The sequence below is a fragment of the Vibrio sp. 704 genome (assembly GCF_033339295.1).
Genome location: NZ_JAWOUH010000001.1, coordinates 574,244 through 597,993, shown reverse-complemented (window position 1 = coordinate 597,993; position 23,750 = coordinate 574,244). Strand labels below are relative to the sequence as shown.

The window sequence follows — 23,750 nt, the reverse complement described above, 5'->3', positions numbered from 1 at the left end:
GAGACAGTTCAATCAAAAGGCAGCTATAGTTAGCTGCCTTCCTTTATCTTTATTCTTAGCGAATCATTCGTTTCTCAGTACATTCCACGCTTCACAAAGAACTCTAAATCTTTCTGCATCGCCATTTTCTCGATCAGGATGCCAACGAAGCGCGAGTTTTCGCCATTGTTTTCTAATTTCCGCAGGCGTAGCGTCAGTGTTAAGTTCAAATAGTGACAGTGCCTTTGTCTTATCTACGCTGGCTACTGACGAACCACCGATGAACTTTTGATAAGTTGTCCAAAATTCATTCAACAGTCGACGCACTTCATCTTCGTCCGCTTCGTAATTGCGCCAATCTAAGTAATACTCACGCAAAGGATCATGAATATCGATCTTATGCCTCAAAGCTTCCATCGAAGACATGAGCTGAATATCCATGGCTTCGACTTGAAGCCAGCTATCCGGATACAGAGTGTCTTGCAGTTGATATAATGCATTCATGATCAGGAAGTTTCTTTTGAATAAATCCTTATCGGGAGAGTCGTCCAGCTTTGAAATATAACCTTGTTCACCCAACGAGCTTGCCAAGGTGTGCACTTTCCAATTAGAGGGCTGTTTTCTCAGAATTTCTAACATTGGCCAAAGCAGCGGATTTTCTATTGCATGAGGCTCAATACTATTGACAGTACGTTGTCCTTCCATTCATCCTCTCTGACACGAGTTTAGGGCCCCATTCACGGCACAAAAAACATAGTTTCCACTTTGTAGCATAAATGCAAAAAGGCCGATAGTCATTCACCATCGGCCTTTGTAAGGAGATCACGTAAAGGTTAAATAACCCCTAGCTCACGTAAACGTTCCATAAGGTAGCTATGTGCAGTGTAGCGCTCAGATAACACCACTTCCGGCTTTGGATGCAGGAACAACGGTAATGAGATACGTGACTTTTCTTGACGGCCACCCGTAGGGTTGATTACACGGTGAGTCGTTGAAGGGAAATAACCACCTGACGCTTCTTGAAGCATATCACCAATGTTGATGATTAAGTTCCCGAAGTCACATGGTACATCGATCCAATCACCCTCTTTACTCTTTACTTGCAGTCCAGGTTCATTAGCAGCAGGCAAAACCGTTAACAGGTTAATGTCTTCATGCGCAGCAGCACGAATAGCGCCTGGCTCTTCTTCGCCTGTCATCGGTGGGTAGTGAAGCACGCGTAGTAATGTTTTGTCACTGTTATTGATCATTTCTGACAACGCGATAGAGAACTTCTCTTGAACGTCCTTAGGTGCGTACGCTTCAACCCAACCTAATAGCTCTTGAGCAAATGCATTGGCACGCTCGTAGTACTCTAAGATTTCAGCTTTAAGCTGCTCTGGGATCTGCCCCCAAGGGTAAACATGAAAGTACTCTTTGATGTCTTTCACTTTGTGCCCTTTCGCCACTTCAGACACAGAAGGTGGGAAGTAGCCATCTTGGGTGTCTACGTTAAAGTGAAAATCATTCTTTTGATCTGAACAGAAAAACTCATGCCAGTTTTTGTAAATTGACTCTACAAGCTCTTGTGGAATCGGGTGGTTTTTCAACACACCAAACCCCGTTTCTCGTAGAGAGGTAACGAACTGTTGAGCAGCATCGTCAGCAAGATAATCGACAGTTTCCAGTTTCATGGCTTTACTTCTTTTTTATTAGACTGAATCATGGATTCTATGGATGGGCATGTTGTAAATCAAACTTTAATGAAAAGTGCACGCGCAAACGTTTTAATGTTGAGCAGTTTGCCAATAAATCAACATTTTCAGTGATCAAAAAACCCATTAAAATATCAATTGCACACCGTTCAATTAAGTGCAATCATTAACACAATCTATGGAGTCCCACTGTAAGATAAATTGAAGGATCAAATAACTCTATGAAAAGCACCTCGACACTCTTAGGATTAACGATTTTTTATGCCATCGTGTTTTTATTTTCTGCGTTGGAACCTAACTCACGTGCAGTTTGGTTTGCGGAGATTATCCCGGCGATTGGTATTCTTGTTGCTATTTGGGCGATTTCGATTCGCTATCAGTTCAGTAATACGGCTTACTTTTTAATGTTCATCTGGCTCTGTTTGCACACTATCGGTGCGAAATATACGTTCTCCGAAGTGCCGTTTGACTGGTTTAACGACATGATTGGTTCAGAGCGAAATAATTTTGATCGCGTTGCGCACTTTTCAATTGGCCTTTACGCATATCCGATCGCTGAATACTTGATAAACAAAAAACGGTTCAACAAAGCGTTCTCTTGCTGGTTTGCTTTGTTTGCTATCATGTCACTTGCTGCTGGCTATGAGATTATCGAATGGTGGTATGCGGAGTTGGCTAGTGGCGATGAGGGAATTGCCTTTCTGGGCTCGCAAGGTGACATATGGGACGCCCAGAAAGATATGTTGTGCGATACCGTTGGTGCAGTGTTGTCGTTATTCTTAATGTCGGCTCAACGTCGATTCTCTCAACCATTCTAAATAAGGGTTAAACCCATCAACAATTGGAACCTGTACGATTTGAGCTACCTCGTATTCGTGCAGGTTTTCTATTTTCTCTTCCACCAATTCATAAAGTTCTCGACGAGTTTTGATCACCAGCAACCATTCGTTGTCAGTACAAATCTCCCCTTTCCACACATAGTGACTTTCAATAGGCATCGTTTGAATACACGCGGCTAATTGAGCATCTAGCAAACCTTTAATGATCTGATCTCGATTTTTTTCATTACTGGTTGTACTTAAAACCATGCAATAGTCATGTTTCATACTCATTTTCTAGCCCTTTATTATTTCATCGTCACTTTGCCGCCAATCATTTTGTAAGCGGGGGTTCCTCTTACTAAAGTGTCTCTTGCAAACTCTTGTCCGCAAGCGGGGCAAATACATGGGGTTTGTGTGAAATCGTCAACAATGCGCTCTTTGAAGCATTTAACCAGTGCGCCTTTCCCGCCTTTACGGTACTTAAATAGTTGAGTTTTACATTTAGAGCAAAAGATATCGACGGTTTTCGTCGGTTGTTTTTTATTCGGTTTCGCCATGGTTACTTTCTATATCCGGTTTGACCCATACATTATTAAAATCAAACCAACCTAAGGCATTACACTTTGCATTTTGTAACGCACCGCTGTGGTCTTTATTCACGCCTAGCCAGCAGTGAAACATAGGAATCACCTGACAGCTTTTTACTAATTGTCGTCCTAGCTCACGCGCAGGAAAGTCTGTGTGCATGCCGGCACGCCATTGATCGACAAGTTTAGCCCATTCACTAAAATCGTAACCTGAACTGAACTTCTCAATATCACTGTAATCCAGGAGCCAGCCCGCCAACGCGTCATTTCGGTTCGTTGCAATGCCCATAGCTTTCACCCAGATATCCACTTCCTCCGGTGCGGGCGGTTGAGAATCATAACGAATAAACTCAACCTCTATACCGTGCGGTTTTAAGAGTGTCTTGATGGCCTTGGCAACTACTGGAAACATCGGATGCTTTTTCTGATACGCTACGGAAATTACCTTATTAGCCTGTGGTACGCTGCCCGCTTCCGCTGGCCTGAGATCAATCCAACCGGGCTTAAGGCCAAAGGCTTGCAATACTCCCAGTTCCATCACTTTATCTTGTGGAACATGCGCGTAAATCTGGTGACTGTTGAGGGTTTGCGAGAGGAACTCTGCCCAACGTGGATCTTTTGCAATCCCAGTGTTTTTGTTTAGTAATAGGAATGTACAGCCAGGGTCCAGCTCGACTTCATCGGATGAACCTTGTTTATCCATCTTCGGCTTTGACAGGCTTGGATAAACCATTGAAGAATAGGCTTCATCGATTACCCACACCTCCACTTGGTCAAGTAAAGGGCGAAAACCAAAGTAGCCATCAAAAGCAGTCAAAATAAGACGCTTATCATCATTCATTTTAACTTGGAACGGCCCTGTCCCTATCGGTTGTCTATCGAAGCTTTCAGAACGCAAAGCACTCGGTAGCAAAATTTTTGCTTGCGACTCACTCAGAGCCAGAGGCAGGTAGCGATCAGGACGGACGAGCTCAATATCAACGGTCCACTTTTGTGGCGAAGACACCCGCTTTATGTGAGAAAACAAGTTCAAGCTATTTAACGCAAGCACACTTTCAAGAACACAACTGGTTGTTAACGGTTCACCGTTATGAAAGCGTACTCCACGACGAAGATAAAAACGCCAATGTGTATCAGAAATTGCTTCCCACGTGTGGGCTAAATCTGGTTGAAGTTGTTCATTTTCATCAAGGCGAGTGAGTCCGCTAAAAATTTGTCTGGCGATGTGCTGTTCAGAACGCCGCATCGGTTTCTGCGGGTTTAACATCGACAATGGTCGATAATAAGGCAAACGCACGACCTGCTCGCCCTGTCGATGCTGAAGCCCTAAATAACCTTGGATAACCTGCGTCAATCGTGCCGCATCGTTATCAAGCGCATCTAGAGCCTGACCGATTTTCCCTTCATCGAGATAACGCCTGGCGAGGTTTTCGCTGACATCGCTTCGATTACGTTTAAAAACGAGTTTCGAAAGTTTTCCTCGACCCGCTGCCGGATGCCACTCAATCCAGCCCTCTTCTTCAAGTTTATTTAGAACAATACGAGCATTACGACGTGTACAAAACAACGCTTCGGTGATGTCTTCGAGCTGAACGTCCGTATCGTGACCGGAAAATTTTTCAAACAGTGTTTCGAACTGAACACGTAAACGAGGGCTACTCATAAAGAGGAAATTCTTATCTTGTTGTCGATAAGCTAAGTTTCCTCATTTTTACCAAAAAGTGCAAACATCACACTATAGATTATTGAATATCGATACCAATTTCTCGCGAAAGTTCAGCCAGTTGTTCCTCGTTGTCCAGCTTGATAGACCATTTGCACTCTGCTCCATGAGATAAAACAACGTTCGCTCCTCTACCCAGCAACTGAATTGCATCGGTTTGCGCTTGCAAGGTTACCATTGCACTACCGGAGAGCTTAATCACTATTTCACGCTGGGTTGCAATGATTTTTCCTAATGAAAACTCAATCACCATCTTAGTTTATACCGACTTTGTTTTGTGTTGTTTCACAGCGATGGTCAAGCGACTGGTACACACTAAACGGCCTCGCTCATCAGTGATATCGATTTGCCACACTTGCGTTGAAATACCCAGATGAAGCGGTTTTGCCGTACCAATCACATGACCACTTCGCATGGCTCGCACATGGTTCGCGTTAATATCTAAACCGACGCAGTAGCTGCCTTCATCGACAGAGAAGTTTGCAGCCAATGAGCCTAATGTTTCTGCGAGCACGACTGATGCACCACCGTGAAGCATTCCTAAAGGTTGATGAGTAAAGCTGCATACGGGCATGGTTGCTGTAAGGGAGTCGTCAGTGAAATCTGTATATTTAATTTGTAGGTGCTCGATCAGGGTATTTTTTGACGTGGCATTCAGAATCTCTATGCTTACGGGCTTTTTCCATATACTCATTGTTTTACTCTTAGTTTCACAAACTGGTTTGTTAGGTTGTAACGATGTGCTAGGAAGCTAGCATAGACGCTACTTGGGCATAACTTCAAGACGTAACATCTCACCCTCTTTATTAATCAGATGAATAACTTGATCCATGCATCATGTTACTATTTGGGTATATACTATTGCTTCAAAACAAAAAATTAAATGGAGCCTGTTATGAAGGTATGGATGAAAGCCTCTGCTCTTTTAACTATCGCGGGTTTAACAGCGTGTAGCGCATCACCGACGGGTCGCAACCAGATCCTGATGTTTTCAGATCAGGAAATGTCATCGCTTGGCGCTAAATCTTTCGAACAAATGAAGAAAGATATCCCAATCAGCAAAGATCGCAAAACGAATGCCTACGTTCAATGCGTTGCCAAACACATCACTGACACCATTCCCGCTCAATCTGGATTTAAAGACTGGGAAGTCGTTGTTTTTGATAGTGAACAAGTCAATGCGTTTGCTCTACCAGGTGGGAAGATCGGCGTGTATACCGGGCTTTTAGATGTCGCGAAAAACCAAGATCAGTTGGCAACAGTTATTGGTCACGAAGTCGCTCACGTCCTCGCTGACCACAGTAATGAACGTCTTTCACAAAGTCAGTTAGCAAATGCAGGGTTGTCTCTAGCAAACGTTGCCATTGGCGCTTCCGAGTACAAACAGTATCAACAAATGACGATGGCGGCACTTGGTGTCGGTGTCCAATACGGTGTTATTTTGCCATACGGTCGTACTCAGGAATCTGAGGCTGATATTGTCGGGCTGGAATTCATGGCAAAAGCAGGTTTCGACCCACGTCAAAGTGTCGATTTATGGAAAAATATGAGTGCTGCATCAGGTGGTTCTCAACCACCTGAATTCTTCTCAACCCACCCATCGCACAGTACGCGCATTAAAGATTTACAAGCAACCATAAATAAGCTGCCTGCGTATAACGCGAAAGCACCAAGATGCGGCTAATTGATTGCTACTATCGTCTACCTACTTACTTGCCAAATAACAAAAAGCTCCCTAGGGAGCTTTTTAATGATTCTAATCAAGTGCCCAATATCTGTAGCGGCAGACTTAACAAACTATCTCCGAGAGTGGCAAAATACCAGATGATAGAAACAAAACCTCCGACAGAGACCAAGTACCAAGCCAGTGAGAATAGCTGCCCATAACGGGTTAATGGCAATAAATGGCTTTGATGTCGAGCTCTCCATTCCATCACCACTTCTAACATTCCCATTAACAATAAAAATCCTAGCAACGTCAGACCGAAATAGTAACTGATAAAAATGCCTAATAAAGCGGTCGCAATACTGCCAGCTAACCCGACCCAAGTATTCATTGAGAAGGTAATACTTTTGAGCACATGGCCACCATCTAATGGTAAAATAGGCAGCAGATTAAATAGGTTTAGCAAGGCGTTAAACACAGCAAGCCCAGCGAAGATCACCTCACCAGTCATCCAATAAAACAAAGTAAAAACAACACTAAGTACTAAACCGAAAAATGGTCCCATGATTGAGATAACCACATCCTGCCAGCGCGTGTTTATCTTTTCGTCACTTAGCGCCAAACCACCTAGGAATGGAATCAAATAGATCCCTTTGGTCTTCATTCCAAAATACTTCATCGCTCTAATGTGACCATATTCATGAAAAACCAAACAAGCGATCAACGCTAGCGCGAACTCGATGGAAAATAGCCAAGAATATGCAGCGAGACTTGCAGACGCTAACGCCACTTTAATAACTTTCGCACTTTTAAGTGCTTTCATCCCAAGAGATACGAGGCCTATTACACTTAAACGCTTTTCGGATGGTGGCGTAACTTCTGGCACTTGGCGCTCGATGTCTTTTTCATTTCGACAACCTTCGTTGACGAGCTCACCGTTAATTGTGACCTTGTAACTCAATTCAAACGGTTGCCATGTTAAAGAACACTCTAAATGACAGTTCAGGATTTCCTCACCCGCAGAGAGCCTAAACTGGTGTAGACAAGTCTCTGCGGTATTGTCACTGGCATCGATTTGAGACACCAACGTATTATCCCAATATAACTGCTGCCACCCAGCCATCGATCCTTCGAGCCTTAGCGAACGACCTAAAAATTCAACATTCAGTAATTCCAATGCGGTTCCTATTGCGTCTATTGAATAACTACATAGCGAGCGCGAATTATGCCTGTGAAGTGAAGAAACAGCAAAGCGAGCTATCTCTTGATTTGATCGTTATTTAACTATAAAGCTCGCAAAACAATTCTGGTCGTACCATTCTCTTCAAAAATATAAAGATAATACATGCCCTTACAAGCCATCGTTTGACCTATGCATCATATTTAAAACGCAAAATACGCTCAAACTTTGACAAGTTATTAAACATACAATTAACATTACATTTACATCATCGTTGTATTTCGCGTATTAACAATTGGTGTAAGTACCACACAACAATTACAAGGACTTCGGTCCAGCATTATGACACCCTAGGAGGGTCAAGGATGAACAAGAAGCACTGCTCTCTGCTTACAATTTCAATATTGTTTGCGTGTAATGCCCACTCAGCGGGCTTCCAGGTAGCTGAACATTCGGCATCTGGTCTTGGTCGAGCATTTTCAGGTGAAGGGGCTGTTGCAGATAATGCCAGCGTCCTTGCTCGTAACCCTGCAGCAATGACACTTTTCAAAGAAGCTCAATTTTCGGGCGCGTTATCTATCATCGACCCTGAAGTCGATGTGTACGACACTGTAAACAATGAACACGCGAAAGATGTCGCCCCTTTACAGATCGTGCCAGCAGGTTATTACATCAGCCCTATCAATGATAACTGGGCCTGGGGCATCGGTATGTTCACAACATACGGTGTTGCCACTGACTATCCAAATGATATTTCCGCAGGTGATATGGCGGGTGACACTTCCCTACTTTCAGTAAACATCAACCCTAATGTCGCTTACCGTATCAACGAGTCTTTCAGTGTCGGTGGTGGTATCAACCTAGTATACGCTGAAGCAGAGCTGACTCGTCACAAAGGCGCACTCGCCGGTATTTTAGGTGGTAATAAGTCCGATAACCTTGTCGGCATGGAAGGTGAAACTTTCGCTTGGGGTTGGAATGTCGGCGCTTTATTTGAGCTAAATGAAAACAACCGTTTTGGCTTTGGCTACCGCTCTAAGGTTGATCTAGATTTTGATGACGGTGAGTTTAGTAGTTACGACTCTGGTCGAGCTTCATCACCAAAAGTTGATGGCCGTTTAAAAATCTCTCTCCCTTCAATTATCGAATTATCGGCTTTCCATCAACTGAATGAACAATGGGCTGTACATTACGGCTGGCAACAAACCGACTGGAGCACATTTAAAGAACTAAAAGCGACCAGTAACGAATGTAATGACGGAGTATGTTTCTTTAAACCTGAGAAATATGAAGACAACAATCGCTACTCCGTTGGTGCAACTTACATACTTAATACAGACTGGACATTCCGTGCAGGCTTTGCGTACGACGAACAAGCAGGTGAAGCGACATTGAGTATCCCTGACAGTGACCGTTTTTGGTACAGCGCGGGCCTAACTTACGCAATGAGTGAGAATTTAACTTTCGATGCAGGCTTTGCACTTGTTAAGAGTAAATCAGGCTCTTTCACTGAGACAAATGCTCTGGGTGAAGAGATTAAGTTTGACTCAGAAGGTACTGCTTACATCAGCGCGGTACAGATGAACTACACCTTCAAATAATGGGATTACGGAGTAAACCAATGAAACACACGTTTAAATTATCAATGCTTTGTTCTGCAATCCTTCTTGCTGGTTGTGGTGATGATACCTCCAGCTCTGGTACTTCCGACAAAGTTCAATTTGAAGATGAAGTCCAAGCATTGCTTGATCGCGAAACATCCATCAGTTTTACGCTTCAAGGAGCGAACGCAGATGTACCGGCACCGTCTTACTTATTAATGGACACAAGCGATGGTACGCTTGGTCTGCCAACTGATGGCGATGATGCTTTAACCAACCCTAGAGCCTCAATGAACACGATGGATGGATGGTCAACGTCTATGCCAATCGTTCTTAACTTCAACGGCGACGGTTTTGCAACGGGCATGCTGTCGTCTGGTGTTAAAGTCATCAAGATTAACCAACGCTTAACCGAGTGGGACGGTAAATCTAACCCAATCGAAGAGGTACTCGTTCAGAATCAGGACTACGTAGTTCAAGCAAAAGGTAGCTCTCTATACATCCAGTTCTTGGCTGCACTTGATGAGTCAAGCGAGTACATTTTTGCGGTTACACAAGATGTTACTGACGTGAATGGTGAGCCAATTGGTACATCAGCAAGTTATGCGACTGGTAAATCGAAAGAAATCGTTTATGAAACTGGCGACCTTGCTTCTGTTCAAGCAGTCACTCAGGCGGTTGAAGGCATTTTTGGTCTAGCTCAAGTTGACCCTAACGACATCGTTTACTCCTCATGGTTCAGTACCCAGTCTGTAGGTGATACGTTAGCGGCAGTCAAAGGAGTAACCGCTACTGGTTTTTCTACTGGCGCAAACACACTAAATACCGTTTACAAAAATGACTCAAACGAAGGTTCAGTAGACTTATCAACGGCCTACACAATAACGCTCGGTGAAACCCAAGACTTTAGCACTGCGCTAGACTCTGACGATGACTTTAGTAAATACATTAGCGATCTAGACGCAGCTAAAACGGCAATTAAAGGCCTTTACATGCAATCAGGTGCCGATGTAAGCGTGACACAAGGTGTGGTAAGACTGCCTCATTACTTGGAAAAAGGCGCAAGCTGGAACATGCAACCAATGGTATCTGCGATGCCAAGCCTAGCGAAGCTAAGCGCAGCATTAGCGGATCCGAACGAGCAAGCAAACATGGTTCAGCAGCTATCAACAGGCGTTTTTGCAAATGATCCTGTTGATGTGACAAAGCTTGCTACAGATCCTACAGAGCAGCTAAAACTTGTTGGAGCTAAGCTTACTCTTACCGATGGTACCCAGCTTGATAGTGAGCGTATTATTACTCGCTACTCGCCTGTTCCCGTAGTGAAATCGGTTGAAGATGTCGAAGTACTGGTCTTCACACCTAAATCTGGCGTCGCGACAGACGTTGTGATTTATCAACACGGCATCACCTCTGCGAAAGAGAATGCGTACGCGTTCGCGTTCAATATGGTAAAAGCAGGTGTGGCAGTTATCGCTATTGACTTACCTATTCATGGTACGCGCAGCTTAGATGAACAACGTTCCGCAAATGCGAATGTACTGGCTTATCTAAATCTTTCCAACTTAGCCGTTGCGCGTGACAACCTACGTCAAAGTGTTCTGGATGTGTTAGGTTTGCGCGCTAGCTTGGTAGTATCTGCTCAAGGCGGTCTTTTAGCTGGAGGTCCTCTGCAAGGCTTCAACCCAATGACGGGTTCAAAAGTCAAAATGCTAGGTCATTCACTTGGCGGTATTGTCGCTACATCTGCCGTCGCAGCAGCAAACAATACATTGGGCAGCTCTACTGCGGATGCGCTGTACACCTTTAGTTCTGCATCAGTACAGAACTCTGGTGGACAAATTGGTAATTTGTTACTGGGTTCAGACAATTACGGCCCTCAGATCAAACATAACCTCGCTTATGCAGCATCAAAAGACTATGCGAATTACGCTGATGCATCATGTGCGGATCTAGAAGATAAAACATGTTACGAAGCATTTGAGGCTGCGGCAACGGAAGCTCAAGTAGCAGCGCTAGAAGCAGGTTTCTCACAATTTATCTATGCAGCACAGACTACACTAGACACTGTCGATCCGTTCACAAACGCTTCAGATTTAGTGGCATCTGGTTCGCTAACGACACCATTCTTTATGACAGAAGTGGATGGCGATAGCACAGTACCAAACAGCGTTCCAAATGCACCATTCGCGGGTACTGAACCGCTTGCTAATAAGCTAGGGTTGAAGACTGTGAACAGTACGGACACTACTGTGAATGCAACTGCGAGCTTTGTACAGTTTAATGCTACTGCATCGCACAGTACTTTTGCTTCGCCAAATGGCACTTTGTCTGATATTGATCATCATGTAGAGATGCAGATGGAAAACACTGACTTCTTAATGGATGACGCACTAACAGGTGTCACTAACACTTCTGTTTTGAAGTAATCGCAACGCCCTTCCTACCAAAGCCCAGTTTCTACTGGGCTTTTTCATTTCAATTGTATTCAAACCCACTCATATTTCCTCTGCTATAGTTAAAACGATGTCTTTGCCTAACTCACTTGTTTAAAAGGAAATCTCTATGCGCGTATTGACTGTTATTGCCACTGTATTACTTCTTGCTGCATGCGGAAGTAGCCAATATCTGATGTCGACAAATGAAGGGAAAATTATTACCTCTTACGGTAAACCAGACCTGAACGAGGAAACGGGTATGTACGAGTATGAAGACATGGATGGTAAAGAAATGAGTATTTCAAAAGAGCAAATTGTCCAGATTGTCGAACGTTAACGACAGGCCCTCTGTAAATTAGAGGGCTATGTTCTAGCCACCCTCTCTCTACATTTACCTCTTTTAGGTTTGTAATCGTTGTAGAAATTGACACAACCAATTCATAAACCAAAACAATTAATAGTGTCTTTTATACTTCCGTATTATTTATTTAGCGAATATTTTACATCTTCACCTTAATCAGGTTGGAGTATTGTAAAATCTAATCTTTAATTCGCTAACACCCTTTTATTTCTCAGGATAAAGTGGATAATACCGCCACAAAATAACATTACTAAGGTGAGTCCTTATGTCTATTGAAGCTACTCTGCTTGCGCGCTGCGAGTCAAAATGTGAACTGTGTTCTTCTGAATCTCAACTAACTGCATACGCTGTCCCACCTCACGGTAATGTGACGGTTGATACTGCCATCATGGTTTGTGATAAGTGTCTGGGTGAGATCGATGAGCCAAAAGACATTAACCACTGGCGTTGTCTAAACGAAAGCATGTGGAGCCAGGTTCCTGCTGTACAAGTGACTGCATGGCGCCAACTCACTCGCCTAAACACAGAAAGCTGGGCTCAAGATGCTCTTGACATGATGTACATGGAAGAAGAGCAAATGAACTGGGCAATGAAAGGGATGTCTGCTGACGATAAAACGGTTGACTGTAACGGCACTGAACTTAAGAAAGGTGACGATGTAACAGTAATTAAAGACCTACCAGTAAAAGGCACTAACCAAGTAATCAAACAAGGTACAGTGATTCGTGGTATTAGCCTTGGCGATGATCCAAAGCTAGTTTCGGGTAAGGCAAATGGTGGTCAGTCGATGTACGTGATCGCAGAATACTGCCGCAAGAAGTAATATCGCACTTCAGTCATGTCAAAACGGGGCACCAATGGTGCCCCGTTTTTCTATACAACACTTAATCTACTATCATGTCTACCTCCTCTAGAGTGTTTCTTTTCTAGGGCGTAGGTTGAGTAGGCATGTTTTACAAATAAAAAAATACCGGCTCATAGGCCGGTATTTCTTACACTATTTCAATATTAACGGTACATACCGATGTCTTTTTGAATATGTGCTGACAAGTCTTCTGCGTAGTAACTGCGTGGCGCAGTGTTATCTACAAATAGAATGTCCAGTAAGTGAGCAATCAGTCCTTTGAAGTTAACCGCGTAGGTTTTCTTATCCATAGAGGTTGGTAAAGCTACATTTGTCATTTGCATTGCTTGTGCCATGATTGCCTCTCTTTAAAAGCAGTAGTCTGTTTAGTTGGTTGTATATTAGTCAGTTTCTTATTGTTTAAGAAATGACAAATTTTACCCATTCAAATTAGAATTTCTAATAAAACAAACTCATTACAAAACTCAAAAATACAAATGAATAATAACGGCATAAATAATCACAATTGCTGTAATTACATTGAATAACTGAACATTACCTGCATAATCGCCCCTTAAACAACAACATATATTTAACAATATTTTTCGTTATTTCTTTTGATTTTAGTGCTTACTTTATATTTTTTGATTAGTAATATTAACGCTAGTTTGACGCTTCGCTTTATTTTTTAGGAGTGATGCCACCACTGCCGATGTCATCACAACAACTAAAAATGTGAGAGACCATGCTGTCGGAATCTCATATTCTGTTCCAACCAATAGCATTTTCACCCCGATAAACATCATGATTACTGATAATGCTGGTTTTAAGTACACAAACTTATCTAACATTGCTTGAAGAACAAAGTACAGCGATCGCAAACCCAATAATGCAAATACGTTCGCGGCTAAGACTAAAAATGGCTCTCGCGTTACCGCGAATATAGCTGGTATAGAATCCAACGCAAACATAACGTCCATTACTGCAATGACACCAACAACGATCAGCATCGGTGTTGCCACCCACTTACCAGCTTGCTTTAAGATTAAGTGATTTCCTTGGTAGTCATCTGTAACTGGCAATACCTTTCGAATCAACTGCTCCGGATATGGATTAACCTCTTCTGCTTCGCCTTTGTCGCGAGCTAGCTTAACACCCGTCCAAATAAGGAAAGCAGCAAATAAGTACAATACCCAGTGATACTGTGAAAGTAACTGAGCACCAACCGCAATCATGACAGCGCGTAAAACTAGCGCACCTATCACCCCCCAAAGCAATGCTCTCGGACGAAAATGCTCCGGCACACTGTATTGTGCAAAGATGATGGCAAACACAAACAAGTTATCAACGCTTAACGACTTCTCTAGTAAGTAACCAGTTAAGAATGAAATCGTTGCTTTGTCGTTCGTATAAGCGCTATGTGGCGCGTAAAAGTCCCAGAATAAATAAATAGAACCTGCAAAAACAAAGGCAAGCAAGAACCAAAAAACACTCCAAACGATGGCTTTTTTCATCGTGATAACGCCACCACGTGTTTGATAGATATCAAGCGTAACAAGAACAAGGGTAAATAAACCAAAAGCACCATACATCGCTAATGATTCTTGAAGAGGCACCGATTGGCTCAATTGGGTGGTATTTTCGATAAGAGACATATTTCCTCCCATGGCGGAAGGACTTCGTTTGGTGACCTTCCGCAGACAATAACAACCAACAGCCACATAACGATTATGTGCTGCTAGTCAATGAATGCGTTGGTCTCGTTGAAGTGTTGACGTGAATGAACCACGTAACACCTTTACTTACCGGATAAGCTGATGCTTAACGAGATGACGATAAGTAAACTTGCGCTAACTACTCCCCAAACGCCGACATAATAACGCCGAGCGTCAGGCTTTCCAACAAAAAAGCCTTGTCTTATCGAAATAAAATTCTTATCAAAAATCAGGAAGCACTATAAAAAGAAAGAAATGGATTCAACCACCTGAACTTTAGTAAACAGACAAAAAGCAGCAAATGGCTCAAGACAAACTCTTCATTGGTTAGAGCCCTAACGGGGAAGATAGATACAAAAAAGGAGCATTACTGCTCCCTTTTGTAACATCCACATTCTTAGCAATTCAAAAGCCGCTTAGAGGCACAAAGTAGACCAGTGTTGACCAAATTGCGATCCAGGCAACCACGACTGCCGTATCTGCCCAATCTTTATTCCACATACTGCCATCCTCATCAACCCATGTAGTAAGTGGAGAGCAGCAAAATCAATACCAGTATCTATTATCGACGTCGCTTTGTGTAAAGTTTGTGACTTTGATTCAAACAGTTTGGCTCATCGGTCAGGAGTTCAATAAAACAATCAGCCATGGACAAACTGGTCACACGCCCTTCTCCTTTCATCTCCTGCAATGCGTCGTACCCCTCTTTCCCTTTCATCGTATAGGCAGAAGAAGTCCCTCGATACCAAACATCATCTTGAACACCTACCCATTGTTTACCATCAAAAATCACTAATGATTGAACTCTTTCACCTTTTGGGGCATCTGCGTGGTACTCGAAGTTTAAATTGTAAGTGTACGGATAACTGCCAGATCCAGTGCCTTCTACGCCATTGTTGAGTGCATTATTTATCGCGCCTTCAAGTGCACGGCGAATAGCACTGCCTTTTACATCGTAAAAGCCGATAGGAACGGCAAAAGGCAACAGCCGTCCGGCAATGTCTGCCACTGTAATGTTGCCAGGGTTCAAAGAGGTTCGCACGCCACCCGCATTATGAATTGCAAATTGAACGTCATATCCACGTTTGTTTAAACAGTGCAGAAATGATCGGGCAACGGAGGAAGCCAACTCACTCTCACCAAATTCATCGGGAATTCTCACATGACGCTTTTTGGTGTCAACACTAGCAATGACTTGTGACTGTAACTGCCTAACCTGAGGAATATATTTATCGCTCAGGATAGCTTGAGTTTCCGGGTGTTTCTTACAAACCACGACATTCGGTTGACCATGGATGAAGTCGCACGCGGTTTCGAATACACCTTGGTCGAGCTGTTGGTTTAGCGTCGAGTCCCAAAAAATACGTCGGCCAAGCAACAGTTCATTTTGTCCACTCAACATCGTTGCTTTGCCATGTTCATCAAACTCAATGACGCAGTGCCCCATTGTCAAAGCATGGAAACCCGCTTGCACCACATAGGTATCATTAATTTTGATACCGTAGGGATCGTCTTGTCCTAACCCTATTGATGAAAAATCACCTTGCAACCGGTGGCTGTGTCCACCAACAATTATACCAATACCTGCGACTTGCTCAGCTAACTCTAAATCACCTTCATAACCTAAGTGGCTCAGAAGAATAATATTTTTTATACCTGATGAATGGATTTGTTTTACGGTCGCCTTGGCGGTTTCAATTGCTGAGTGAAAAGGCGTGTCTGCATCAGGGTTTGCGATGTCGCTCATTTTATCTATGGATAATCCGAAAATCGCGATCCGCTCACCATGGAATTCTTTAACAATGTATTGAGCGCTCTGTGTATCCGGTTGGTAACTATATACATCCTTGCAATCACTGATACGGTGAGGTTTTTTAAGTGATTCATTGGATAAATCCCAGTTGCCAGCAAGCAATGGGAACTGAGTACGTTGGCAAAACAATGCAACTGGCTCGTTCCCCATATCTAATTCATGGTTACCTAACGCCATTGCATCAATCTTTAATGCGTTCAATAAGTCGGCATTGGCTTTGCCTTTAAATAGTGAGAAATACAGCGTGCCTTGGAAGCAATCTCCGGCATGGAGGAACAACATCCCATGACCTTGGCGCTGAGCATCATCTCTTAACTGCTCGACTCGGGTTGCGATACGAGAAAAGCCGCCAGCACTGACATAGGGCTCTAGCGTGAGTTCATTGTTTATCTTAAGCTTTAACTGTAATGACGTTGGTTCAAAGTAGGAATGTGTGTCATTGATGTGTGCCAGTTTGATTCTCACTGGCTTATGATTGTTATTCATCTTCATCTTCTCTTTTTTCATTCCTTATAATAATAAGAAGTGAATCATGACAGAATCATGAATTTTATGAAACTGCGATTTAGGATTTCATGTTTAAGTGATCACGATGCTGTCCCCCGGCTTTGAAAGCAAGCCTCGCTTGTAACGGTCTCTATTCAGTAAGAGGCTCTCGTAATTTTGTGAACTGAGCTTAACTCAAAAATTCCGAATTCATATATGCTTAGGAGTAGCAAAATAACTCTCGATAATTCAAATAATTGCAAGGAGGATTGAGATGAGACTAGAACGCATCGAAATCTCCGGGTTTAGAGGCATCAAACGCCTTTCACTCTCTTTTGACGAACTCACCACGCTCATCGGTGAAAACACGTGGGGCAAATCATCATTGCTCGATGCCCTTTCCATCGCACTACCTGCCAATGGCTCATTGTATCAATTCAAACTGAAAGATTTTCACGTTGACTACTCAATTTCTCATCCACAAACACAACACTTACAGATCATTGTTTGTTTTAAAGCACAGGATAAAAACGAAGTAAAAGCGGGACGCTACAGACGCATAAAGCCTACATGGTGCACCAACGAAGATGGTGAGCAAGTCATTTACTATCGTATTAGTGCGTCTCGCGATGTGCACGGCATTAATACAGAGTACGCGTTTTTGGATCATAACGGCAAACCCAAAAAACTTCACCACTCAGAGAAACTCGCTATTGAGTTAATGACACTTCATCCTGTAATCCGACTACGTGACTCCCGACGCTTCCCAGATTTAAACCATGTCAACGGCGATGGTAAAAATGCTCGGATTGAAAAACGAATCAACAACACCTGTCGACGCTTATTGGCTATGCCTGGCCATGTGAATAAAGGTGAGATTCGTAGTAGCCTCGACTCAATGCAAACGCTTGTTGAACACTATTTCGCGTTCAGAAGTGTCAGTAAAGGCAACCCACGCAAACCTCGTGATGGTCTTTTCTATACAAGCCCTTCCTCTGATAAAGGTTTGAGTCAGTTCTTGAAAGAAACCAATGACAAACAAAGCCGCTTGCTCTTAATGGGGTTACTCAATGCCTATCTTCAAGCTAAGGGCCCCACTGATTTAAGGCGCTGTGCGAGACCAATACTGATCATTGAAGATCCAGAAGGTCGACTGCATCCAACTCATCTAGCGAGAGCGTGGTCCTTATTGCAATTATTGCCAATGCAAAAGATATTAACCACCAACAGTGGCACGTTACTCGGTTCTGTTCCACTGTATTCAATTCGACGTTTAATTCGGCTATCAGACAGAACCATCGCTAAGAGTTTAAACTCAACAAAGTTTGGTCGAGATGAGTTGCGCCGAATTGGTTTCCATATTCGTTTTCATCGTTCAGGAGCATTATTTGCGCGGTGCTGGTTACTTGTTGAGGGCGAAACCGAAGTTTGGCTTTTTCATGAACTGGCTCGTCAATGCGGGTATGACTTGGCTGCCGAAGGGGTTCAAATCGTTGAGTTTGCTCAATCAGGTCTAAAATCACTCATCAAAGTAGCAAAAGAGTTTGGTATTGATTGGCATGTCGTTACCGATGGCGACCCAGCAGGGAAAAAGTACGCGCATGCAGTACGAGCACAGCTCGACCATGATCAGCAAAGGCATCGACTTACGGAATTACCCGACCGAGACATCGAGCACTTTCTGTACAACAATGGGTTTGAACTTTTCTTTAAGGACATCATCAAAGTTCCTCATGACCACCCTATCCCTGCTAAAAAAGTCGTAAATCGTGTTTTGAAAAAACATGCAAAACCGGACTTAGCTTTGGCTATTGTTTCTCATTGTGAAGAGAAAGGCATGGAGTGTATTCCTGTTCTTCTGCGCTGGACACTTAAACGCGTTGTTACCATGGCCAACGGCAATACATGAGTTAGGCGTATTTTACACTCAGCGTATTGTCTTGTAATACAAAAAAAGCACACCAATTTGGTGTGCTTGTATCAAACATCATTAATTTTGATTAAGGGTATTGAGAGGGATAAAACTCAATACACAGTGGATACCAATAAGATCGGGGGTTCACTACTGTGCTTGCTCAGCAAGCGAAGATGAAGTAGCGGTTGATTTCGTATGCAACCATAGCCCTGTCGCTTTCATTAGATAGCCAAACACACCACCTAGCAACAACGATGGAATAACAAGTTGCCAGTTTCCGTCAGCCGCAAATGTTGCGCATGAACCAATAAAAGTACCAGGGATGTACGCGAGCCAAGCCTGTTTAGCTTGAATACACATGAAGAATGCCACAATAGCGGTAATCACATAGCCAATAATTTCCAACCCCACGTAAGTGGAACCGTGAATAATTACCATTGCCCAGAATACGCCTGTCATATTGGTGATTAAGCTGATGCCTAGTCCTTTCAATCCGCTCGTTGGCGCTGCAAAGTAGCTCGTGCAACCTAAAAAACCAGCCCAAGAAAGCAAACCTAAAGAGATGGCGATCCAACCCCATACGCCAGATAAAATTCCAGTAGTGATAGAAATAGCTAAAAGTGTCGTCATGGTAGTCATACCTGCTCGGCTATTATCGTACCTATATGGTTCAATAACTGCCTTCATACATTGAAATCAAGGACACATGTTAGATACATCAGATCAGCTTATCGGTGATATTGATCACAATAAGATATTATTATTTTCACAATTTACATTAAAAGTTTGACGCAACCGATAAATCAACAGATTTAGGGAATAAACCCAACTCATCTCGTAGGCATGTTTAATCAACCTTTAAAGAACTGAAGGCTTCCCTTTCATCATTCGCAGTCCCTCTCTTTTAATGCAGTCGACTAATGGGTTTTCTGCCATATCTGAACGCCATATAAATGAAAGCGTCCTTTCCATTTTTAACTCAGGTACATTTAATGCCACAAGATGACCTGCTTCTATATATCGCTCTACATCTAAATACGGTAAGCAAGTAAGGTACTGACCATTAGCAACTAAACTACGTAATACCGGAACATGTTCATATTCGCGCCACACATCCAAATCTTCAATAAGGTGGTGAATAGAACTATCAAATGTTTTTCGTGTGCCAGAGCCATGCTCTCTTAGTACCCACTTCGCTTGCTCTAACTGCGCAAGGCTAACAGACTGATTACGAGCAAAAGGATGATGAGAAGCTGCGACAACAGTAAGATGATCACGACACCATACTTCTTGGTGTAAACGGTTATCATCACAGCGCCCTTCAATAATCCCTAAGTCATACTTGTAATCTAATACCCCATCAATCACCCCTTTTGTACTTTGTACACCGAGGGAAATACGCATTTCTGGAAAGTCATTATCAATGATACTAATAAGGTCGGGAACTAAGTGCTCTGCTGGTGTTTGACTCGCTCCCATACGAATCTCACCACTCAATAAATGTTGCTCATAGAAGCCCATTTCAATCTGCAATGCGTCTTGTAGCAAGCGTTTTGCTTTTGGTCGTAACCACATCCCCCAATGGGTTAACGCCATTTGCTTGCCTTGCCTCTCAAACAACGGCCTGCCAAGCATCTTCTCTAATTGCGCAAGCGACATACTCGTCGCTGATTGTGTCAAAGCCAATTTTTCTGCGGCTTGGCTTACACTGCCGGTATCTGCAACTGCGTCGAAAACCGCTAATTGCTTAAGTGAGTAGCGCAAAGTGTCCTCCATTATTAGTGGGTATTTCCCAATCCCCACAATTGTTAAAGCATGCCCCAATAAGCAATAGAGTTCATTTTACCTAGCCCCGTAAAGTTATCAATTAATTTGATGAGGTTTCTAAATATTATCAATTTTACCTTACTAACCGTTCTCCCTATTCTGAGTACGCGGTTCGGGAACACCGCAAGCCTCAATGGTTTTGAAACCGAAGTCATTGAGGCTCTTAATAAAAACAACAATTTCATTTTTGAGTTAATAACCAAGGATTTTTTATGCGATTACAAATTAAGGAGTCAATATGGCGGTGACCAGTTCTCAAAATCACCAGTATTTTTCTCCAAAAGAGATGATGGTTGAAGCGGAAAAATTTGCGTTAAGTAAGGCAAACAAAACCAGCAGTATGACATTAAGCCTCGCCATTATGGCCGGCGCGTTCATCGGGTTAGCATTCTTGTTTTACATCACGGTGACCACCGGTAGTACGGGCGCTGGTTGGGGCTTGAGCCGCCTAGCTGGTGGACTCGCATTTAGCATGGGATTGATCCTCATAGTGATCTGCGGTGGTGAATTATTTACCAGCTCCGTCCTATCCAGTATTTCTTGGGCCAATAAGCAAATATCGTTCGGTAAGATGCTTTCGATCTGGGGCAAAGTTTACGTTGGTAACTTTATTGGTGCGATGTTCCTACTTGCGCTGGTTACTGCTGCTGGTCTTTATCAGATGGATGGCGGTCAATGGGGATTAAATGCGCTTAACATCGCACAACACAAACTTCACCACACTCTCATTCAAGCGTTTGCACTCGGTATTCTCTGTAACCTGTTGGTCTGCCTAGCGATTTGGCTGACATTTAGTTCTGCAAATGCAATGACAAAAGCAGCAATGACAATTTTGCCTGTGGCAATGTTTGTCAGCAGCGGTTTTGAGCACTGTGTTGCGAACATGTTTATGGTTCCACTTGGTATTGTTATCGCGAATTTTGCACCTGAATCTTTTTGGGCATCTGTCGGTGTGCCCGCGTCACAATACACAGACCTAAACATTAGCCACTTTATTACCGCTAACTTAATTCCTGTCACGCTTGGCAACATCGTCGGCGGAGCGGTATTAGTTGGCCTTTCAAACTGGTGTATTTTTCGCCGACCAGAACTAAAAGCAGCGAATATTTCTTCTATCACTACAACTACAACACTGTCGTCAGTTAAGGATTTCACCATGAAAAATGCCTCTTTTGTTAAAGACATTATGAACCCAAAACCAATCACCATTCGTGCAGAAACGCCAATTGCAGCCGCGCTGGATGTGTTACTTGATAACAACGTAACTAGCGCACCTGTTGTAGACGTACAAAATCGATTAGTTGGCTTCTTCTCTGCTCACGATGTGATGGTAGAACTATGGTGTGAGGACTACATTCCGGTGAAAGACCAAAAAGTCGTCGACATCATGAGCAGAGATGTGGTCGCAATTGACGCTGATGATCGCCTCGTTGATGTTGTGGAATTCCTATGTATCGATAAAGAGCAGTTGTACCCAGCGAGCAGTATGGGTATCGCCACTCGCTTGACGTCTTTGTCTCTCGAAGAACGCGCTAAAAGTATCAAAGTAAGTAAGCCACAAGTGCTTCCTGTGCTTGAAAATGGGCAGATGGTCGGGGTGGTTACTCGTACTGAAGTATTAAAAGCACTACGCCCGATTTTTGGTGAGCGTTTAAACCTAGTGGAAAAAAGCGAGTTAGAAACAGCGTAATTCGCTAAACATTTACAACGTTTATTGGCTTTCAATCGCTATCACTGACGGGTTTATCGATGTTAGTGATGTGATTAAGATAATAAAAAAGCGCTCTTCAAGTGAAGAGCGCTTTTAGTGTATCTAAAAGGAACTAATTACTTCTTAATACCTTCGATATGAAGTTCCATATCGACGTAGCTTGAAGCACCCATTACTGGGATGTCAAAGTCAGCAAGCTCTAGGCGAGTGTTGCCAACAAAGCCAGCGCGCTCGCCGCCCCATGGGTCACTGCCAGCACCAACGAATTCAGCCTCAATAGTAATAGGCTTAGTAACACCGTGTAGCGTTAGATCACCAGTTACATCTAGTTTGCCATTACCTTTATCAACCACTTTTGTGCTCGTAAAGGTTGCTTCACTGTATTTACCAGCATCGATGAAGTCACCACTACGAATGTGTTTGTCACGTTCAGCATGGTTTGAATCTAGGCTGGTTGTATCAACAACAACATTTACTTTTGAGTCAGCAATGTTGTTTTCATCAAAAGAAAAGTCACCAGAAAATGTATTGAAACGACCTTTGATGAAACTGTAACCCAAGTGGCTAACTTTAAAGTTGATTGAAGCGTGAGCACCTTTGGTATCGATGACATAATCTGCAGCTTGCGCACCAAATGGCAGTGCCATAGCGATAGCTAATCCTGTAGCGAAAAGTGACTTTTTCATTTTGAAGCTCCTAACATTTTTCTTAATGTGTTGTCTTTATCGATAAAGTGGTGTTTTAGTGCAGCAATAGCATGTAAACCTGCAATCAGGATGACTGCCCAAGCTGCATAGAAGTGAATCTCACCTGCAATATCTGATTGGCCTGGGAATAACTCTCCCGCTCCTGGCACGGTGAACCAATTAAACACTTCGATGCCGCGTCCATCAGACGTTGAAATGAGGTAACCTGAAACAAAGATGGTGACCAATAGTAGGTACATGACACCATGCGCTGCTTTAGCAGCAAGCACTTCGTAACGTTTGCCTTCTACCTTTGGTGACGCCGTCACATGTTTCCATACGATGCGTGCCAAAGTTAAAATAGCGAGTAAAATACCGACAGAGCGATGGTAATGCGGCGCAGTTCGATACCATTCGCTGTAATAGCTAAGGTCGACCATCCACAAACCCACTGCAAATAGACCAATAATGCACAGCGCTGATAACCAATGCATCACGCGTGCAGTAAGGTTGTAATTCTTTACCAGTGTATCCATCTCAAGTTCCTAGATATATTCCTAAGTTAATGCTGAGCAAGAAACACTACATTAACCTATTTACGTCATATGAAACAGATTATTTACCATCATTTACATCCAGCCAATGGTACCGTATCTATCAAGTTGTTCGAATTTTTTGAAGGAACTTTAAATCGTTTGTAAAA

At 43.1% G+C, this 23,750-nt stretch carries 23 protein-coding genes; 8 read left to right on the top strand and 15 right to left on the bottom strand.

The window, feature by feature from the left end:
* Positions 1 to 63: 63 nt before the first annotated feature.
* Together R7R24_RS02465 and R7R24_RS02460 are read right to left on the bottom strand one after the other, a co-directional pair.
* A complete protein-coding gene (locus tag R7R24_RS02465; protein WP_005376328.1) occupies positions 64 to 684 on the bottom strand; it encodes a DNA-J related domain-containing protein in 621 nt (206 codons plus the stop codon).
* Positions 685 to 812: 128 nt separating this feature from the next.
* Positions 813 to 1,652, bottom strand: coding sequence for an isopenicillin N synthase family dioxygenase (locus R7R24_RS02460; protein ID WP_005376329.1), 840 nt, complete (start codon positions 1,650 to 1,652; stop codon positions 813 to 815).
* 242 nt (positions 1,653 to 1,894) lie between these two features.
* On the opposite strand from R7R24_RS02460, the gene R7R24_RS02455 reads away from it, so the two are divergent.
* Positions 1,895 to 2,491, top strand: a complete 597-nt coding sequence (locus tag R7R24_RS02455; protein WP_047101144.1) for a DUF2238 domain-containing protein — start codon at positions 1,895 to 1,897, stop codon at positions 2,489 to 2,491.
* Here the strand turns inward: R7R24_RS02455 and cutA are convergent.
* From cutA to R7R24_RS02430, 5 genes are all read right to left on the bottom strand, one after another.
* Positions 2,453 to 2,785, bottom strand: coding sequence for a divalent-cation tolerance protein CutA (gene cutA / locus R7R24_RS02450; RefSeq protein WP_005376332.1), 333 nt, complete (start codon positions 2,783 to 2,785; stop codon positions 2,453 to 2,455). The genes R7R24_RS02455 and cutA overlap by 39 nt on opposite strands.
* A gap of 14 nt (positions 2,786 to 2,799) precedes the next feature.
* Positions 2,800 to 3,051, bottom strand: a complete 252-nt coding sequence (locus tag R7R24_RS02445) for a hypothetical protein (RefSeq protein WP_005376334.1) — start codon at positions 3,049 to 3,051, stop codon at positions 2,800 to 2,802.
* Positions 3,035 to 4,744: an SgrR family transcriptional regulator gene (locus R7R24_RS02440; protein WP_054579607.1), complete on the bottom strand. Its 1,710-nt coding sequence runs from the start codon at positions 4,742 to 4,744 to the stop codon at positions 3,035 to 3,037. The genes R7R24_RS02445 and R7R24_RS02440 overlap by 17 nt, the downstream gene beginning before the upstream one ends.
* 79 nt (positions 4,745 to 4,823) lie before the next feature.
* Positions 4,824 to 5,057, bottom strand: a complete 234-nt coding sequence (locus tag R7R24_RS02435) for a DUF3389 domain-containing protein (RefSeq protein ID WP_005376338.1) — start codon at positions 5,055 to 5,057, stop codon at positions 4,824 to 4,826.
* Between the two features lie 6 nt (positions 5,058 to 5,063).
* Positions 5,064 to 5,498, bottom strand: a complete 435-nt coding sequence (locus tag R7R24_RS02430; RefSeq protein WP_005376340.1) for a hotdog fold thioesterase — start codon at positions 5,496 to 5,498, stop codon at positions 5,064 to 5,066.
* A gap of 201 nt (positions 5,499 to 5,699) precedes the next feature.
* Between R7R24_RS02430 and R7R24_RS02425 the strand changes: the two genes are divergently transcribed.
* Entirely contained in the window at positions 5,700 to 6,488 is a 789-nt protein-coding gene (locus R7R24_RS02425) for a M48 family metallopeptidase (RefSeq protein ID WP_017634168.1), read from the top strand.
* Between the two features lie 76 nt (positions 6,489 to 6,564).
* Here R7R24_RS02425 and R7R24_RS02420 read toward each other — a convergent pair whose 3' ends face one another.
* Positions 6,565 to 7,593 (bottom strand): site-2 protease family protein, encoded by a 1,029-nt coding sequence (locus tag R7R24_RS02420; protein WP_054577874.1) that lies wholly within the window; start codon positions 7,591 to 7,593, stop codon positions 6,565 to 6,567.
* Between the two features lie 422 nt (positions 7,594 to 8,015).
* On the opposite strand from R7R24_RS02420, the gene R7R24_RS02415 reads away from it, so the two are divergent.
* The 4 genes from R7R24_RS02415 (at position 8,016) to R7R24_RS02400 (ending at position 12,873) form a co-directional block, all read left to right on the top strand.
* Positions 8,016 to 9,251 carry an outer membrane protein transport protein gene (locus R7R24_RS02415; RefSeq protein WP_017821929.1) on the top strand — a complete coding sequence of 412 codons (1,236 nt, stop codon included), beginning with the start codon at positions 8,016 to 8,018 and terminating at the stop codon, positions 9,249 to 9,251.
* A gap of 20 nt (positions 9,252 to 9,271) precedes the next feature.
* A complete protein-coding gene (locus R7R24_RS02410; protein WP_054577873.1) occupies positions 9,272 to 11,680 on the top strand; it encodes a VolA/Pla-1 family phospholipase in 2,409 nt (802 codons plus the stop codon).
* A 136-nt stretch (positions 11,681 to 11,816) separates the two neighbouring features.
* The gene (locus R7R24_RS02405) at positions 11,817 to 12,026 is read left to right on the top strand and encodes a YgdI/YgdR family lipoprotein (RefSeq protein WP_005376349.1); all 210 of its coding nucleotides are present in this window, start codon (positions 11,817 to 11,819) and stop codon (positions 12,024 to 12,026) included.
* A 289-nt stretch (positions 12,027 to 12,315) separates the two neighbouring features.
* Entirely contained in the window at positions 12,316 to 12,873 is a 558-nt protein-coding gene (locus R7R24_RS02400; RefSeq protein WP_005376350.1) for a PhnA domain-containing protein, read from the top strand.
* Positions 12,874 to 13,058: 185 nt separating this feature from the next.
* Here R7R24_RS02400 and R7R24_RS02395 read toward each other — a convergent pair whose 3' ends face one another.
* The 3 genes from R7R24_RS02395 to R7R24_RS02385 all read right to left on the bottom strand — a co-directional run bounded on the left by R7R24_RS02395 (position 13,059) and on the right by R7R24_RS02385 (position 16,914).
* Positions 13,059 to 13,250, bottom strand: a complete 192-nt coding sequence (locus R7R24_RS02395; protein WP_005376351.1) for a hypothetical protein — start codon at positions 13,248 to 13,250, stop codon at positions 13,059 to 13,061.
* A gap of 279 nt (positions 13,251 to 13,529) precedes the next feature.
* Positions 13,530 to 14,549 carry a TerC/Alx family metal homeostasis membrane protein gene (locus R7R24_RS02390; RefSeq protein ID WP_213883440.1) on the bottom strand — a complete coding sequence of 340 codons (1,020 nt, stop codon included), beginning with the start codon at positions 14,547 to 14,549 and terminating at the stop codon, positions 13,530 to 13,532.
* Positions 14,550 to 15,171: 622 nt separating this feature from the next.
* Entirely contained in the window at positions 15,172 to 16,914 is a 1,743-nt protein-coding gene (locus R7R24_RS02385) for a bifunctional metallophosphatase/5'-nucleotidase (RefSeq protein WP_155486317.1), read from the bottom strand.
* A 268-nt stretch (positions 16,915 to 17,182) separates the two neighbouring features.
* On the opposite strand from R7R24_RS02385, the gene R7R24_RS02380 reads away from it, so the two are divergent.
* A complete protein-coding gene (locus R7R24_RS02380; RefSeq protein ID WP_054577871.1) occupies positions 17,183 to 18,817 on the top strand; it encodes an ATP-dependent endonuclease in 1,635 nt (544 codons plus the stop codon).
* A gap of 153 nt (positions 18,818 to 18,970) precedes the next feature.
* Here R7R24_RS02380 and R7R24_RS02375 read toward each other — a convergent pair whose 3' ends face one another.
* Together R7R24_RS02375 and R7R24_RS02370 are read right to left on the bottom strand one after the other, a co-directional pair.
* Positions 18,971 to 19,453: a DUF1097 domain-containing protein gene (locus tag R7R24_RS02375; protein WP_017634175.1), complete on the bottom strand. Its 483-nt coding sequence runs from the start codon at positions 19,451 to 19,453 to the stop codon at positions 18,971 to 18,973.
* Positions 19,454 to 19,681: 228 nt separating this feature from the next.
* The gene (locus tag R7R24_RS02370; RefSeq protein ID WP_005376369.1) at positions 19,682 to 20,587 is read right to left on the bottom strand and encodes a LysR substrate-binding domain-containing protein; all 906 of its coding nucleotides are present in this window, start codon (positions 20,585 to 20,587) and stop codon (positions 19,682 to 19,684) included.
* Positions 20,588 to 20,888: 301 nt separating this feature from the next.
* On the opposite strand from R7R24_RS02370, the gene focA reads away from it, so the two are divergent.
* Complete coding sequence (gene focA / locus R7R24_RS02365) at positions 20,889 to 22,340, top strand: formate transporter FocA (RefSeq protein ID WP_005376371.1); 1,452 nt, start codon at positions 20,889 to 20,891, stop codon at positions 22,338 to 22,340.
* Positions 22,341 to 22,477: 137 nt separating this feature from the next.
* On the opposite strand, the gene R7R24_RS02360 is transcribed toward focA, so the two are convergent.
* The gene (locus tag R7R24_RS02360) at positions 22,478 to 23,047 is read right to left on the bottom strand and encodes a YceI family protein (protein WP_017634178.1); all 570 of its coding nucleotides are present in this window, start codon (positions 23,045 to 23,047) and stop codon (positions 22,478 to 22,480) included.
* A complete protein-coding gene (locus R7R24_RS02355) occupies positions 23,044 to 23,583 on the bottom strand; it encodes a cytochrome b (protein WP_005390157.1) in 540 nt (179 codons plus the stop codon). The genes R7R24_RS02360 and R7R24_RS02355 overlap by 4 nt, the downstream gene beginning before the upstream one ends.
* Between the last annotated feature and the right edge of the window lie 167 nt (positions 23,584 to 23,750).